We start from the raw sequence: 15,009 nt of genomic DNA, 5'->3' as shown, positions 1-15,009 counted from the left end.
TCCGCCGCCGCGCGGTCCCCGGGTGTCTGCGGAGGCGGTCATCGGGATCCCTTCGAGTGTCCGGACAGGCGGCCCAGGAGGGCGGGTACGACGTGCGCGGCGCCTGCGGCGGCGAGCAGCGACAGTGCCGCGGCCCCCGCGTGCTTCCACATGGCGGGGAGGTCGCGGGTGGTGACGACGGGGTCCGGGGGCAGCCCGTACACCTCGGGGTCGTCCAGAAGGAGGAAGAAGGCGCCGTCGCCGCCGACACCGTCGTCGGGTTCGTGGCCGTAGAGGCGCGCTTCGGGGACGCCGGTCGCGTGCAGCTGATCGACGCGCAGGGCGGCGCGTTCGCGCAGTTCGTCCAGGGGGCCGAACTGGATGGAGTCGGTCGGGCACGCCTTCGCGCAGGCGGGCTCCTGCCCGGCGCCCAGCCGGTCGTAGCACATCGTGCATTTGAAGGCCCTCCCGTCGTCGGGGCGCTGCTCGATCACCCCGTACGGGCAGGCCGGGACGCAGTATCCGCAGCCGTTGCAGATGTCCTGCTGGACGACGACGGTGCCGAACTCGGTGCGGAAGAGGGAACCGGTCGGGCAGACGTCGAGACAGGCCGCGTGGGTGCAGTGCTTGCAGACGTCGGAGGACATGAGCCAGCGGGTCGAGCCGGCCTCCGGGGCGGCCTCCTGCGCGGGGGCGTCGGCGGTGAGCGGGAGCAGCGCGCGCCCTTCGGGCTCCGGCGGGCCCGTGCGGACGGGTTTGTCCTGTTCGACGAAGGCGACATGGCGCCAGGTGGAGGCGCCGAGCCCCTGGGTGTTGTCGTACGACATCCCGCTCAGGGTGAGTCCGTCCTCGGGGATGGCGTTCCACTCCTTGCAGGCCACTTCGCAGGCCTTGCACCCGATGCAGACCGAGGTGTCGGTGAAGAATCCGACGCGGTCCGGGGCGTCCGGGTAGCCGGCGTCGGCCGCCGGGTCGGCCTCGGGGCCCGAGAGGAGGTGGCGAGGACGGGACGGGTGGTCCTTGCCCGCGGGTGCGCGGGAGGTGTCGTCGGTGGTCATGCCTGCGGGTTCCTTCCGGTGTGCTCGGTGATGCCCGCGCGACGGCGGTACTCGGCGACGAGTTCCGGCAGTGCGGGCCCGCGGGGCCGGCGACCGGGCCGGATGTCGGCGGTGAGCGCCTTGTCCTCCTGGATGTGGGCGTTGGGGTCCATCGAGATGGCCATCAGCTCGTTGGCCGCGTCGCCGGTGACGACGCCGTTGGGCCCCCAGTGGAAGGGCATGCCGATCTGGTGGACGGTCCGTCCGTGCACGATCAGCGGTTTGATGCGGGTCGTGACCAGGACCCTGGCCTCCACGGCGTTGCGGGCGGTGATGACGGTGGCCCAGCCGCCGTGCTCCAGACCGCGCTCGGCGGCGAGCTGCGGGGAGAGTTCGCAGAAGAACTCGGGCTGCAGTTCGCTCAGGTAGGGAGACCACCGGCTCATCCCCCCGGCGGTGAAGTGCTCGGTGAGGCGGTGGGTGGTGACGATGTAGGGGTAGACCTCGGCTCCCGGTTCGTCGCCGCTGGGGTGGTAGCGGTTGCCTTCCCGCGGCAGGAGCTCGCGGGCCGGTGAGCGCGGCACGCCGGGGTACAGCAGGTTGGTGAAGGGCGAGTCCTGCGGCTCGTAGTGGGTGGGCAGCGGACCGTCCTCCAGACCGGCGGGGACGTAGAGCCACCCCTTGCCGTCGGCCTGCATGATGAACGGGTCGTCGCCGCGCAGGGCATCCGGCCCGGTGGCGTCCTCGGGCGGTACGTGGGCGGGGTCGAGGTCGGGGATGAAGTCGGGCACGTCGTGCCCGGTCCAGCGGCCCGCGTCGGCGTCCCACCAGACGTACGCCTTCCGCTCGCTCCAGGGGCGGCCCTCGGGGTCGGCGGACGCCCGGTTGTAGAGGATGCGGCGGTTGGCCGGCCAGGCCCACGCCCATTCCAGGGCGGTCCAGCTCTGTTCGGCCTGCGGCTTGCGGCGGTCGGCCTGGTTGACGCCGTCCGCGTACACCCCGCAGTAGATCCAGCAGCCGCACGAGGTGGAGCCGTCGTCCGCGAGCTGGGTGTAGGCGGACAGGGGTGCGCCGTCGGGCCCGCGGCCGTTGATCTCGGCGAGCACGGCGGCGGCGACGGGTTCGCGCAGCGGGCCTTCGACGGGATAATCCCAGGTCAGGTCCTGGACCGGCCGGTCCCTGGGGTCGGTCGAGTCCTTCAGACGTTCCTTGATCCGGCGGCCCAGGTGGTACATGAACCACAGGTCGCTGCGCGCGTCACCGCGGGGTTCGACGGCGGCCCGGTGCCACTGCACCCAGCGGTTGGTGTTGGTGAAGGACCCGGACTTCTCGGTGTGCGCGGCGGCGGGGAAGAAGAACACCTCGGTGGCGATGTCCTCGGTGCGCAGCTCGCCGGTCTCGGTCTCCGGGCCGTCCTTCCACCACGTCGCCGACTCGATGAGGGAGAAGTCGCGGACGACGAGCCAGTCGAGCTTCGCCATCCCGAGGCGCTGGAGCCGGGTGTTGGCGGAGCCCACGGCGGGGTTCTCCCCCATGAGGAAGTAGCCCTTGCACTCGCCGTCGAGCTGGGCCATGACGGTCTCGTAGGTGCTGTGGGAACCGGTCAGGCGTGGCAGGTGGTCGAAGCAGTAGTCGTTCTCGGCGGTCGCCGCGGAGCCGTAGTAGGCCTTGAGGAGGCTGACGAAGTAGGCCCGCATGTTCCCCCAGAAGCCCTTCTCGGTGCGGCTCGCCGCGATGAAGGAGTCCAGGTCCTCGTGGGAGTGCGCGTGCGGCATCGGGAGGTAGCCCGGCAGCAGGTTGTAGAGGGTGGGGATGTCGCTGGACCCCTGGATGGAGGCGTGGCCGCGCAGCGCCTGGATGCCTCCGCCGGGACGGCCGATGTTGCCGAGGAGGAGCTGGAGGATGCAGGCGGCCCGGATGTACTGGGATCCGACGGTGTGCTGGGTCCATCCGACGGCGTAGCAGAAGGCGCTGGTGCGCTCGCGGCCCGAGTTCGACGTGAGGGCGTCGGCCACTTCGAGGAAGGTCGCCCGCGGGACTCCGCAGGTCTCCTCGACGAGTTCGGGGGTGTAGCGGGCGTAGTGGCGCTTGAGGACCTGGTACACGCAGCGCGGGTGCCGCAGGGTCTCGTCCCGTGGCGGCACGCTCTCGGTCTGGGCGCCGCCGGAGCCGTGCGTCTCGGAGCCGCCGGCCTCCTCCACCCGTTCGGCGTAGCGCTGGTCGGGGTCCCCGGCGGGGGCCTGGACGTCCATGCCCTCGTACTGCCAGCTGACGGGGTCGTAGGTGCCGGTTTCGGGGTCGTAGCCGGAGAACACCCCGTCCAGGTCCTCGGTGTCCCGGAAGTCCTCGGACACCAGGGACGCGGCGTTGGTGTAGCGCAGCACGTACTCGCGGAAGTCCTTCTCCTCCGTCAGGACGTGGTTGATGAGCGCGCCGAGGAAGACGATGTCGCTGCCGGCGCGGATGGGGACGTGCAGGTCGGCGAGGGCGCTGGTGCGGGTGAAGCGCGGGTCGACATGGATGATCTTCGCGCCGCGCGCCTTGGCCTCCATGACCCACTGGAACCCGACGGGGTGGGCTTCGGCGTAGTTGGAGCCCTGGATCACGATGCAGTCGGAGTGCTGGAGGTCCTGCATGAAGGTGGTGGCGCCGCCGCGCCCGAAGGAGGTGCCCAGACCCGCGACGGTGGAGCTGTGGCAGACCCGCGCCTGGTTCTCGACCTGCACGATGCCGAGCCCGGTCCACAACTTCTTGATGAGGTAGTTCTCCTCGTTGTCGAGGGTCGCTCCGCCGAGGCTGGCGATGCCCATCGTGCGTGCGGTGCGTACGCCGTCGCGCTCCCACTCCCAGGTGTCCGCGCGGGTCTTCACCACGCGCTCGGCCACCATGTCCATGGCGGTCTCCAGGTCCAGGGTCTCCCAGTCCGTGCCGTGCGGACGCCGGTAGAGCACCTGGTGTTCGCGGCCGGAGCCGGTGGTGAGCTGGAGGGTCGCGGAACCCTTGGGGCAGAGCCGGCCGCGGCTGACGGGCGAGTCGGGGTCGCCCTCGATCTGGACGACCCGGTCGTCCTTCACGTAGACCTGCTGACCGCAGCCGACGGCGCAGTAGGGGCAGATCGACCGCACGGTCCGGTCGGCGGTGTCCGTGCGCGGGCGCAGCGCCTCGGTCTGCGCGGACCGCGCGGCGAGACCGCGTCCGAGGGGGTCGTCACCGGTGAGTTGCCGGTACACGGGCCACTCGGTGATCCAGGTGCGCAGGCCCATCTCTCCACCTCCGGCTGCGGGCTCGGAACCGGGGCGGCGCCGCCGGCTCGGAGCCGGCCGGCTCCTCCCCCAGGTTCGCCCCGGGCGGCCGGGACGGCGACCCGGACGTCGGACGCCCTCCCGGTACCCAGGAGATTGGCGGGTACACCTATCGACCCATGGGTCCGTGTCAGGACCGGACCGGCGGCTCGGACCGGCACCCCCCGACCGGGCCCGCCACACTTGTCCGCCGCCCCGTCCGATCCCGCGGTCCCGAACCCGTGCGGCGCACACCGGCGGGCCCGAGGACCCGTGCTCCGTCCGGGGTGCCGCATGGCCGACGCGTGCGCGGGTACACGTTTGTCCGCATAGATCACCCGTTCGGAGCGCCACGGACGGACGGGAGGACCACTCACTCGGGAGAGACAGTCATGGACATGAGCATGCGGTTCGGGTCGACGGAGAGCGCGGCGCACCTGGACGAGCGGGTCCGCACCTGTCGGCCGGCGACGACGGACTCGAAGTGGGAGCCGGATCACCGGCTCGGCTCGGAAGACGACGGCACCATAGTGCGCAGCGAGGACTGACAGGGCCCTCCCCCGCCTCCACGCGGGGGAACGCGTCGCGGCCGGCTGCGCACCGGGTGACGACGAGCCGGCACCGGGGCGCCGCGCGGCGCCGGACGGCCCGCGCCCCTTCGGCCGACGGCTCCGGGCCCCCGATGACCGGGTTCCCACGGTCCGCGCGAACGGCGGCCCGAGGTGGGCGCGACGACCTCCCGTTACACACCGGGCGGGACGGGTACCTCTGTGCGGACGCACGGGGTAGCCCCACACGCACGAGGAACGGAGCGAGGAACACCATGGAGATCGGCTACAAGCTGGCAGCGGAGGCGTTCGGCCCGGCGGAGCTCGTACGGCAAGCGGTCTTGGCCGAGCAGGCGGGCTTCGACTTCGTCGAGATCAGCGACCACTACCACCCCTGGCTCGACAACCAGGGGCACTCGCCCTTCGCCTGGACGGTGCTGGGGAGCATCGCGGCCAAGACCTCACGGATCGGACTCGCCACCGGCGTGACCTGTCCGACCGTGCGCTACCACCCGGCGATCATCGCGCAGGCCGCCGCCACCCTGGCCCTGTTGTCGGAGGGCCGCTTCGTCCTCGGCGTCGGCTCGGGCGAGCGCCTCAACGAGCACGTCATGGGCCACGGCTTCCCCGACGCCGTCCGCACCCGGCACGAGCTGCTCAGGGAGGCCCTGGAGATCATCCGACTGCTGTGGAGCGGCGGTTACCGGTCCTACGAGGGCAAGCACCTGCGGATCGAGGACGCCCGCGTGTTCGACCTCCCCGACACCCTGCCGCTGATCGCCGTGGCCGCCAGCGGCCAGGTCTCCACCCGTATCGCCGCGGAGCTGGGCGACGGCCTGTTCGCCACGGAGGACAAGCCGGAGATCGTACGCCGGTACCGTGAAGCCGGCGGCACGGGTCCGCGGTACGCGGAGGTTCCGATGGCCTGGGCGGCCGACGAGCACACCGCCGCCGCTGCGGCGCTGGAGACGTCGCGGTGGGCGCTGACCGGGTGGAAGGTCATGAGCGAGTTGCCGAACCCGGTGAACTTCGAGGCCGCGACCACCACCGTGCGCGAGGAGGACATCCTCGAGAAGTTCGCCTGCGGCCCGGATCCGGCGCGGTACGTCGAAGTCGCCCAGCCGTTCGTCGACGCGGGCTTCGACCGGCTGGTCATGCAGAACGCCGGTCCCGACCCGGACGGTTTCATCGACTTCTACCGACGCGAACTCGACGGGCGTCTGCGCGGACTGACGCCGCAGGACGCGCAGGTCTGAAGTGCACTGCCACGCGCCCGGCCCGGTTCCTCGGCGGGCCGGGCGCGCCGCGCGCGACGGCTCGGGACGCGGGCCGGGCCGACCGCCGTCGCGGTCCGCGGGCGACCCGCCGCGTAGGGTGGCCGAGCGCCGGTGGGTCCGTACGAGGGCCTTCGGCGGCGAGTGAAAGAGGCGGGAATGAGTGAACCGGTGAAGCCCGAGGTCGTCCTTCCGGAGGGTGCGGCTCCCACGGAGCTGACGGTCCGGGACCTCGTGGTCGGGGACGGGCAGGAGGCGAAGCCGGGCAGGGTCGTCCAGGTCCACTACGTGGGAATCACCTTCGAGTCCGGCAGGGAGTTCGATGCCTCCTGGGACCGGGGCGTGCCGTTCAAGTTCGCCGTGGGCGGTGGCAAGGTCGTCAAGGGCTGGGACCGCGGGGTCAGGGGGACGAGGGTCGGTGGCCGGCGCGAGATCATCGTTCCTCCGCGTCTCGGCTACGGCAAGCAGTCGCCCTCGTCGCTGATCCCGGCCGGTTCGACCCTCGTCTTCGTGGTGGACCTACTCTCCGTCGCGATCTGAGCCCCTGCCCCCTGCCCCGACACGACGTCCCCCTCGGTTCCGCGTGCTCGGACGGCGGAGCCCCGACCGCGGGGCGGCGGTACGGCTCCGGGGAGCCGTACCGCCGCCCCGCAGGTGGCTGCCGCGTCGTCAGTCGCGGGTGCGGCCCACCGGGGCGGGCACGTACGTGCCCGGCGCGGCGTGGGTGCTTTCCAGGTCCTGCGGGCGCACCGGCGCGGAGGCGGTGCCGCCCGTGCCGAGCGAGCGCGCGGCCGGGGCCGCCGGGGGCAGGGCGCCGCCGGGGGCGTCGATGGCGGTGGTCCATTCCGGCCCGGCACCGATCGCCTTGACCAGGGAGGTGATCACGGGCTGGGGGTAGGAGGTCGCGTCACCGAACGTCTGCACGCCCCACATGCTGGCCGACGTCCCCCGCAGGTACACCTCGGTAGCCGCGGAGAGCTGGGTGCGGTCGCCCCACAGCACCGGACCGTAGGTCGCCGTCGCGGCAGTGCCGGGCGCGGAGTTGGCCGAGGAGCCGATGTCGTTGACGGTGGACCAGTAGGGAGAGGTCCACCAGAACTTGGCCAGGGCCACGGCGGTGGTCTCGAAGCTGGTGGCAACGAGGGGGTAGTAGCTCCATTCCTGGTCGAGGGAGGAGTCGAGCAACGCCTTCTGCGCGCGGGAGCCGACCGTCACCAGGTTGGTGCCGCTCGCCTGGAGGGAGTTGAGGTAGTTCTGGACTTCCGTCGGCATCTTCCCGTCGGTGGTCGTCAGGACGACACCGGTGCCCCGGTAGCCGAGAGCGCCCGCGGCGGCCGCGGTGGCGTACTCGTCGTGGTAGTCGACGCCGTCGACGAGGAAGACCCAGCTGGGGGTGCCTATCTGCTTGGCGACCCGCACGGACAGGGCGCCGAGGTTCGGCGCGTCCATGCGCAGGGGGTGGAAGCCGAGGGCCTCGACCTGGTCGGCGACCGCGGCGCTGAGCCGGGTCGTGTTGCCGTTGAGGTAGACCGTCGAGCCGGGGGCCAGGATCCGCTTGAGTTCGGCCGCCGCGCCCGGGTCCAGGGTGCCGGCGGAGGTGTGGAGCAGCGGTCCCTGCTTGTTGGGCGCGAGGGTGATGCCGGTGGCGGCGTAGGTGGGGGCCGCCTTGTCGGTGAGGACGGCGCTGCGGGCGCGGACGAGGCCCTCGACGTGGCTGCCGTTGGTGTCGAAGGTCCACTTGGAGGCGGCCTGGTCGAGGGTGGTGGAGCCGGAGGCCCGCACGCGGGTGATGCTGTTGCGGCGCAGCGGCTGCCAGGACGCCTGGTAGGAGTTGGTGCCCGTCGTCGACGTGATCGTCTTGCTCTCGCCCGTGGACAGGTCGTGGGAGACGACGTCGTGCGTGGAGCCTTCGCCGTCGCTGGTGTGAACCAGGTACCGGCCGGAGGGGTCCCAGGCGGGCGCGTAGTCGTCGAGGACGTTCCGGTGCACCAGTTGGACGTTGCCGCCGTCGGCGTCGGCGGTGTGGACGGACCGGCCGGACCCGTCGGGGCGGGTGAAGGCGAGGCGGGAGCCGTCCTCCAGGACGGCCGGATCCGCGGCGTCGTCGAGGACCTTGGTGACGGTTCCGGCCGCCGGGTCGAAGACCTGTACGGAGTCGGTGGAGCCCGCGTGCCGGGTGAAGAAGACCCGGCCGTCGGAGGTGACCGACGGGTCGGAGTCCTGCACGTTCGACGGTTCCTGGGCGTCGGTGAGCAGCCGCGCCGGCTCGGACCAGGTGCCGTCCGAGGCGCTGTACCACAGGCGGCCGGCCTGCGTGAAGAGGTAGAAGGCGCCGTCCTGCCAGTAGGTGACGGAGGTGGCGTCCGCTCCGCCGAGCGGCATCACCAGGGGCGAGGCGTCGTAGGAGACATGGCTGGAGAAGACGGTGCCGTCGGCCACCGCCACCCGGCTGCCGTCGGGCGCCCAGGCCGGGTTGGCCGTGCCCGGGTTGCGGAGGCCGGGAAAGGTCCCCGCTTCCGGGCCGTCCAGAGTCGCGAGGCTCACGCCGGTCTCGCCGCCCAGGGCGATGCGCCCCGGTGCGGCGTCGGCGGCGGCGGCGGTGGGCACCGAGGTGCCGAGGAGTCCGGCCGTCGCGGCGGTCGCGGTGGCAAGAAGCAGCGCGCGGCGACGTGTTCGGGAATTCATGATGTTGCCCCCAGTACAGAGAAGAAGGCCGACGGCGCCCGGACCCCGGTCGACGCCGGCGTTTCCCGCCCGCGACCGCGTACAACCCGTCCTGACACCGGACGGTGGGTCCCCCCCGGGCCCCGCGTCGGCAGGCTGAGACTACGAGGGGAACGAGGTGCTGTCACCCCTTTACCGGGACTTCGCGCAACATCGGCCGATCAAGGTGAACAGCCGGTTGACCTGGCCTTACGTACGTATCCGTTGATCGTCCTGGGGGGCGAGAAGCAGCCGAGCGACGCGTGCGGCGGGGTGCGGATCCTCCCCCCGACGGACGCCGCGGCCGACTTGTCCGGCACTCCCGCGGGGCTCACCCCTGGAGCCACCACGGGCTGCTGTACGCGACGCCCCAGTCGTTGGACGGGTGGCCCGTCGGGCCGGGTGAACCGTTGGGCCGCGTCGGGTCGGAGACGCGCAGGACCACCCAGTTCCCGTCCGCGGTGTCCAGGGGCACGGTGAACTCGGTGATCCGTCCGGCGGTCGTCGTGATGACGTCGGCGACCTCGGGCGCCGAGGTGCCGGGGCGCAGCACCTGGATGTCCAGCGGCCTGCCGACCCACTCCGGCCCCCGGTCGAGGTCCACCCGGAAGCGCACGTCGCCCGCGGTGAAGGGAAGTCGGCCGCCCATCCGGACGCCGGCCGCCGTGGCGTCCAGGCGGAGTCCGGAGACACGGGTGGCGAAGAAGCGGCGTGCCCGCATCGCCTCCAGGACGCCCGCCCGGGTGTTCTCGGTGACCCACAGGCCGCTGCGGCCCTTGCCCTCCGGGTGCCCCCACTCGGTGCCGTGTTCGTCGGTCACGCCGGTGAGTCCGGTGCGCCAGCCGGCGTTCAGGCAGGCGACGAGCGGTGAGGTCATACCGGAGGACCACCCCTCGAAGAGGTAGTCGTCGGTGCGGTTGAACATCTCCAGGCTGACCATCCGCTCGTGCGCGGCGGAGTTGTGCCGGAAGTTCTCGAACCGGAGCACCTCGCGGCCGGGGTGGTTGAAGCCGGCCACCGCGTCCTGGTCGTCCAGCCAGCCGAAGAAGGCGTTCATGCCGGGGGCCAGGGACATGTCGACGTAGGAGTCGGAGAACCAGACGTTGGCGTGTCCGAGCAGCGCGTGGGTCCACTCGAAGCCGCGGACGGCCGTGAAGACGCCCGGGACGTACGCCGCGTCGGCCAGCGTCCCGGTGCGCTTCCACTCGGAGGAGCTGAGGCCCCCGAGGGTGAACACCCCGCTGTGGTCGGTCAGTGCCGCCACGTCCAGTCCGGCGCTGCGCATCGACGCGAAGGCGAGCGCGGGGTCGCCGTCGCCGTCGGACATCGCGGTGTGGTTGTGCAGGTCCGCGTGGACCAGGGTGGTGCCCTGGGTGATCAGCGAGGCGCGGGCCGCCCCGCCCGCCGCCAGGGCGGCCGTGCCCCTGGCGGCCGCGGTGCCGGTGACGGCGGCCCGGGCGCTTCCCGGCGCCGCGGCCGTGAAGAGCATGCCGCCGGCCGCGGCGGCGAGCAGCGTGCGCCGACTGGCGGTGCCACGCGGTTCCGCCTCGTCGTGCTGGTGGGTGTCCGCGTGTCCGTGGTCATGACGGTGTCCGTGGTGGTGTCCCATGCCGCCACCCCATCGGATTGACAGGAACATGGCTAAAATGCGGGCTCTCCGCCGGGTGAACGCCACGTGAGCGCCGCGGTGCCCCCGGTGCGCACCGCCGCGCGCGGGGTGCCTCTCTCCGCCCGCTACCACACGGCTGTGACCGACGTCGAGGTGGCGGCGACCGAACGGCCCGACGTCCAACGGATCCTTGGTGCCAGGAAGTTCGGCACCGACTCCGCGCGCAACATGCTTCGCCTGTCGGTGGGCGTGGGCAACGCGCTGATCGGCATGGCGGCGGCCGCGGTCGTGGTGGCGTCGCTGCACCCGGCCCTTCGTCGCCGAGGACGGCACGCACGCGGAGCTGATGGCGCGCGAAGACGGCCTGTACCGTGGCATGTTCACGGCCCAGGCGGCCCAGTACGGGCTGCCGGCGCCGACGGCCGCCGTCCCGTCCCCGCGGGGGAGGTCCGCACTGCCGGCACCACCACCGGACGGCGGACCGGTCGGTCCCCGCCGACCGCGCACGGTGAACGCCGCACGCGCGTCCGCCCCTCACCCGGAACGGCGGTGAGGGGCGGACGCGGGGGCCGACGGGACCCACGGACGACCGACGGCGGACGGCTGGGCCCGGGGGCGGTCAGACCAGGTCGAAGCGGTCCAGGTCCATGACCTTGGCCCACGCGGCGACGAAGTCCGTGACGAACTTCTGCCGCGCGTCGTCACTCGCGTACACCTCGGCGAGGGCACGGAGTTCGGAGTTGGAGCCGAACACCAGGTCGGCGCGGGTGCCGGTCCACTTGACCTGACCGTTCGCGTCGCGGGCCTCGAACTCGTCCTGCGCCGACGACGTCGACTTCCAGGTGGTGTCCAGGTCCAGCAGGTTCACGAAGAAGTCGTTGGTCAGCGTGCCCGGGCGGTCGGTGAGGACGCCGTGCTTGGAACCTCCGGAGTTGGCGCCGAGCACACGCAGACCACCGACCAGGACGGTGGTCTCCGGGGCGGTCAGCGTCAGCAGGTTGGCACGGTCGAGCAGCAGGTACTCCGCGGGCAGGCGGGTGCCCTTGCCGACGTAGTTGCGGAAGCCGTCGTAGGCGGGCTCCAGCGCGGCGAAGGACTCCACGTCCGTCTGCTCCTGCGTGGCGTCGACCCGGCCCGGCGTGAACGGCACCTGGACCTCGACGCCGGCGTCCCTGGCCGCCTGCTCCACGGCCGCGCCACCGGCGAGGACGATCAGGTCGGCCAGCGAGACCTGCTTGCCGCCCTTGGAGTTGAAGGACTGCTGCACCCCTTCGAGGACGCGCAGGACCTGGGCGAGGTCGTCGGGGTCGTTCGCCTCCCAGCCACGCTGCGGCTCCAGCCGGACACGGGCGCCGTTGGCGCCGCCGCGCTTGTCGCTGCCGCGGAAGGACGCGGCCGAAGCCCAGGCGGCCGAGACGAGCTGCGACACCGTCAGGTCCGTGGCGAGCACCTGCTCCTTGAGCGCGGCGACGTCCGCCGCGTCCAGCGTCTCACCGGTGCGGGCGGGCAGCGGGTCCTGCCACAGCAGCACCTCGGACGGGACCTCGGGACCCAGGTAGCGCTGGATCGGGCCCATGTCGCGGTGCGTCAGCTTGTACCAGGCGCGCGCGAAGGCGTCCGCGAACTGGTCCGGGTTCTCGTGGAAGCGGCGCGAGATCTGCTCGTAGGCCGGGTCGAAGCGCAGCGCCAGGTCGGTGGTGAGCATCTGCGGCTTGTGCTTCTTCGACGCGTCGTGCGCGAACGGGATGGTCTCCTCCGCGTCCTTGGCGACCCACTGCTTCGCGCCGGCCGGGGACTCGGTCAGCTCGTACTCGTACGCGAAGAGGTTGTGGAAGAACTCGTTGCCCCACTGGGTGGGGGTGCTGGTCCAGGTGACCTCCAGGCCACTGGTGATGGCGTCCCCGCCCTTGCCCGTGCGGTACGAGCTGCGCCAGCCGAGGCCCTGCTCCTCCATCGGGGCGCCCTCGGGGTCGGCGCCGACGTTCTCGGCCGGGCCGGCGCCGTGCGTCTTGCCGAAGGTGTGGCCGCCGGCGATGAGGGCGACGGTCTCCTCGTCGTTCATCGCCATCCGGCGGAAGGTCTCGCGGATGTCGCGGGCGGACGCGACCGGGTCCGGATTGCCGTTGGGGCCCTCGGGGTTGACGTAGATCAGGCCCATCTGGACCGCTCCGAGCGGGCTCTCCAGCTCGCGGTCGCCGGTGTAGCGCTCGTCGTCGAGCCAGGTGGTCTCCGGGCCCCAGTAGACGTCCTCCTCCGACTCCCAGACGTCCTCGCGGCCACCGGCGAAGCCGAAGGTCTTCAGGCCCATGGTCTCCAGCGCGACATTGCCGGTGAGGATCATCAGGTCGGCCCAGGACAGCGCCTGGCCGTACTTCTTCTTGACCGGCCAGAGCAGCCGGCGGGCCTTGTCGAGGTTGCCGTTGTCGGGCCAGCTGTTCAGCGGCGCGAAGCGCTGCTGACCGGCGCCCGCGCCACCGCGGCCGTCGCTGATGCGGTACGTGCCGGCGCTGTGCCAGGCCATCCGGACCATCAGCGGTCCGTAGTTGCCGAAGTCGGCCGGCCACCAGTCCTGCGACGTGGTGAGCACCTCGGCGATGTCCCGCTTCACCGCGGGCAGGTCGAGCGACTGGAAGGCGGCCGCGTAGTCGAAGTCCTCGCCGAGCGGGTTGGCCACGGCCGGGTTCTTGGCGAGAATCTTCAGATTGAGGCGGTCCGGCCACCACTGGCGGTTCCCGCCGCCCTGGGTGGGGTGCGGCGCGCGGTCGTGGGCGACGGGGCAGCCGCCCGCCTGGGCCGCGGGCGCCTCGGGGACGGCCGTCTCGGGCGAATCCGGGACGACGGGGTCGTAGACATGCGACTCGTGGTTCTCGGTCATGAGTAATCCTTCCGGCCCCGGCGGGTCGTGGGGCACTGAACGGGGGAGGAGGATGCGGGCCGTGCAGAAGGGGCACGCCGGTCTCGCCGCGGGCCGCCCGAACGTCGTGCGGGTCGACGGAGCGGCCGGACCAGGGGCGGTGCGACAAAGAAGGTACTCGGCCACCGGCGTCACTGTGCGCTCGGCGAGCGGTGCCGCGTCGCGTGTCTCTGCTGCCGTACCGGAGCCTTCCTGTCTCTTGGATGTCGCCGTGATCGATCCTACAATGGACTTCGTCCAAGTCAAGAAGTGCGCTAAAACCATATCGACCGGGGCTCGGCCTCGTCGGACACGTCCGGCGCGCCGCGCTCCCCGCGAAGCGGAACGGGTGAACGGGATGAGCGACCTCCTCCAGCGACTGCGGGTCCGTGGCTGGCGTCTGACCTCTCAGCGACGTGTCGTCGCGGAGGTCCTCGACGGCGACCACGTGCACCTGACGGCGGACGAGGTGCACCTGCGGGCCGCCGCACGGCTGCCCGAGATCTCCCGTGCGACCGTCTACAACACGCTGGGGGAACTCGTCACGCTCGGCGAGGTGCTGGAGGTCTCGACCGTGGGCCGGGCCAAGCGCTACGACCCGAACGCGCGCCGGCCCCACCAGCACCTGGTGTGCTCCGGCTGCGGCACGGTCCGCGACGTCCACCCGTCCGGCGACGCACTGGGCGACTTGCCCGAAGCGGAACGCTTCGGATTCGCCGTCGGCTCGGTGGAGATCACCTACCGCGGCCTCTGCCCGGCCTGTACCTGAGCGCGGCGCCCTCATCCCCCCGACGCATCGGGGCGGACACCCTCTTCGCGGGCGATGACGGATGCGCGGACGATGACGGAGCGGCCGGTGGATCCCTGACTTCCCCACGCCCCCGTGCCGGCTGCGAACGGCTTGGCGCCCTTCGCGGGGTCGGCGACCGGAACGCCGCCACCGCCCTTGCCGCCTCGCGGTGCGGGCCGCCACCCCGTCCGGCCGCGTGCCGCCCCGCGCACGGAGGCGGGCCCCGCGTTCCCGGCAGCACCACCCGCCCGCGCGGACCTGCCCGGCGCCGTCTCCGCACGGGCACCACCGTCGGCAGAGGCGCGATCTTTCTCGGCCGGGGAGACATACGGTCCGGCGCCAGGGGCACAAGGGGGTGGCCGGGGCCACCCTCCGAAGGACCCCCGATGTCGCGGCCGATGCCCTGTGGGCGACGGCAGGTCGGCGATGGACGCGCGGACGACGATCCGGCCGTACACACCTCCACACCGAATGCGACAATCGGACCATTCTTTCTTTTCCTTGGCAGATGTCGTTTTGCACCGTGTTTTCCGGCTAAAGGAGGATGCATGAACGAGAAGAAGAACCCTCTGAAAGCAGTGGCCGAGAAGGCCGCTGACGCTCTGACAGGTGCCGACGCACCCGAGGAGGGCGTGCCCGGCAAGCCCGCCCCGGTCTCGCCGTCGGTGTCGGAGCCGGTGGAGCCGCGTGAGCCGTTGCCGCCGAAGGCGGATCAGTCGGGGCCGGAGACGGTGAGTCCGACGGGGCAGCCGACGGGTGCGGACCGGGCGCGGAACGCGCAGAGCGGGGCGTATCTGACGACGGCGCAGGGTGCCCGCCTGTACGACACGGATCATTCGCTCAAGGCCGGTCCGCGCGGTCCTGTCCTGCTCCAGGACCACCATCTGCGGGAGAA

General features: G+C 72.1%; 9 protein-coding genes and 1 pseudogene. 5 read left to right on the top strand and 5 right to left on the bottom strand.

Features of this window, described 5'->3' with window-relative positions; genetic code table 11:
• Positions 1-38: 38 nt before the first annotated feature.
• The gene (locus Q0994_RS23250; protein WP_299538001.1) at positions 39-1,037 is read right to left on the bottom strand and encodes a 4Fe-4S dicluster domain-containing protein; all 999 of its coding nucleotides are present in this window, start codon (positions 1,035-1,037) and stop codon (positions 39-41) included.
• Positions 1,034-4,279 (bottom strand): formate dehydrogenase, encoded by a 3,246-nt coding sequence (fdh, locus tag Q0994_RS23245; RefSeq protein ID WP_299538000.1) that lies wholly within the window; start codon positions 4,277-4,279, stop codon positions 1,034-1,036. The genes Q0994_RS23250 and fdh overlap by 4 nt, the downstream gene beginning before the upstream one ends.
• Positions 4,280-4,695: 416 nt before the next feature.
• Here fdh and Q0994_RS23240 point away from each other — a divergent pair, with 416 nt between their 5' ends.
• The 3 genes from Q0994_RS23240 (at position 4,696) to Q0994_RS23230 (ending at position 6,659) form a co-directional block, all read left to right on the top strand.
• Positions 4,696-4,845 carry a hypothetical protein gene (locus tag Q0994_RS23240; RefSeq protein ID WP_299537999.1) on the top strand — a complete coding sequence of 50 codons (150 nt, stop codon included), beginning with the start codon at positions 4,696-4,698 and terminating at the stop codon, positions 4,843-4,845.
• Positions 4,846-5,120: 275 nt separating this feature from the next.
• A complete protein-coding gene (locus Q0994_RS23235; protein ID WP_299537998.1) occupies positions 5,121-6,101 on the top strand; it encodes a TIGR03557 family F420-dependent LLM class oxidoreductase in 981 nt (326 codons plus the stop codon).
• A 177-nt stretch (positions 6,102-6,278) separates the two neighbouring features.
• Entirely contained in the window at positions 6,279-6,659 is a 381-nt protein-coding gene (locus Q0994_RS23230) for an FKBP-type peptidyl-prolyl cis-trans isomerase (protein WP_299537997.1), read from the top strand.
• Between the two features lie 129 nt (positions 6,660-6,788).
• Here Q0994_RS23230 and Q0994_RS23225 read toward each other — a convergent pair whose 3' ends face one another.
• From Q0994_RS23225 to katG, 3 genes are all read right to left on the bottom strand, one after another.
• On the bottom strand, positions 6,789-8,804 hold the full coding sequence (locus Q0994_RS23225) for a hypothetical protein (RefSeq protein ID WP_299537995.1): 2,016 nt from the start codon (positions 8,802-8,804) through the stop codon (positions 6,789-6,791).
• Between the two features lie 349 nt (positions 8,805-9,153).
• On the bottom strand, positions 9,154-10,431 hold the full coding sequence (locus tag Q0994_RS23220; RefSeq protein WP_299537994.1) for a CehA/McbA family metallohydrolase: 1,278 nt from the start codon (positions 10,429-10,431) through the stop codon (positions 9,154-9,156).
• A 619-nt stretch (positions 10,432-11,050) separates the two neighbouring features.
• Positions 11,051-13,306, bottom strand: coding sequence for a catalase/peroxidase HPI (gene katG / locus Q0994_RS23215; protein WP_299537993.1), 2,256 nt, complete (start codon positions 13,304-13,306; stop codon positions 11,051-11,053).
• Between the two features lie 376 nt (positions 13,307-13,682).
• Here katG and Q0994_RS23210 point away from each other — a divergent pair, with 376 nt between their 5' ends.
• Both Q0994_RS23210 and Q0994_RS23205 read left to right on the top strand, forming a co-directional pair.
• A complete protein-coding gene (locus tag Q0994_RS23210) occupies positions 13,683-14,093 on the top strand; it encodes a Fur family transcriptional regulator (protein ID WP_299537992.1) in 411 nt (136 codons plus the stop codon).
• A 569-nt stretch (positions 14,094-14,662) separates the two neighbouring features.
• Positions 14,663-15,009, top strand: a pseudogene (locus Q0994_RS23205) (catalase HPII); the annotation flags it as partial.

This window comes from uncultured Streptomyces sp. (assembly GCF_947488945.1).
In the GTDB taxonomy this organism is placed as follows: domain Bacteria; phylum Actinomycetota; class Actinomycetes; order Streptomycetales; family Streptomycetaceae; genus Streptomyces.
The sequence above is the reverse complement of the archived record's forward strand: the minus strand, read 5'-3'. Positions and strand labels throughout refer to the sequence as shown.

Bases quoted from the DNA above. Each gene is read 5' to 3' on its own strand.
- Q0994_RS23220 (WP_299537994.1), bottom strand. From the start codon at position 10,431: ATGGGACACCACCACGGACACCGTCATGACCACGGACACGCGGACACC.
- Q0994_RS23210 (WP_299537992.1), top strand. From the start codon at position 13,683: ATGAGCGACCTCCTCCAGCGACTGCGGGTCCGTGGCTGGCGTCTGACC.
- Q0994_RS23250 (WP_299538001.1), bottom strand. From the start codon at position 1,037: ATGACCACCGACGACACCTCCCGCGCACCCGCGGGCAAGGACCACCCG.
- Q0994_RS23240 (WP_299537999.1), top strand. From the start codon at position 4,696: ATGAGCATGCGGTTCGGGTCGACGGAGAGCGCGGCGCACCTGGACGAG.
- Q0994_RS23225 (WP_299537995.1), bottom strand. From the start codon at position 8,804: ATGAATTCCCGAACACGTCGCCGCGCGCTGCTTCTTGCCACCGCGACC.
- Q0994_RS23235 (WP_299537998.1), top strand. From the start codon at position 5,121: ATGGAGATCGGCTACAAGCTGGCAGCGGAGGCGTTCGGCCCGGCGGAG.
- fdh (WP_299538000.1), bottom strand. From the start codon at position 4,279: ATGGGCCTGCGCACCTGGATCACCGAGTGGCCCGTGTACCGGCAACTC.
- katG (WP_299537993.1), bottom strand. From the start codon at position 13,306: ATGACCGAGAACCACGAGTCGCATGTCTACGACCCCGTCGTCCCGGAT.
- Q0994_RS23230 (WP_299537997.1), top strand. From the start codon at position 6,279: ATGAGTGAACCGGTGAAGCCCGAGGTCGTCCTTCCGGAGGGTGCGGCT.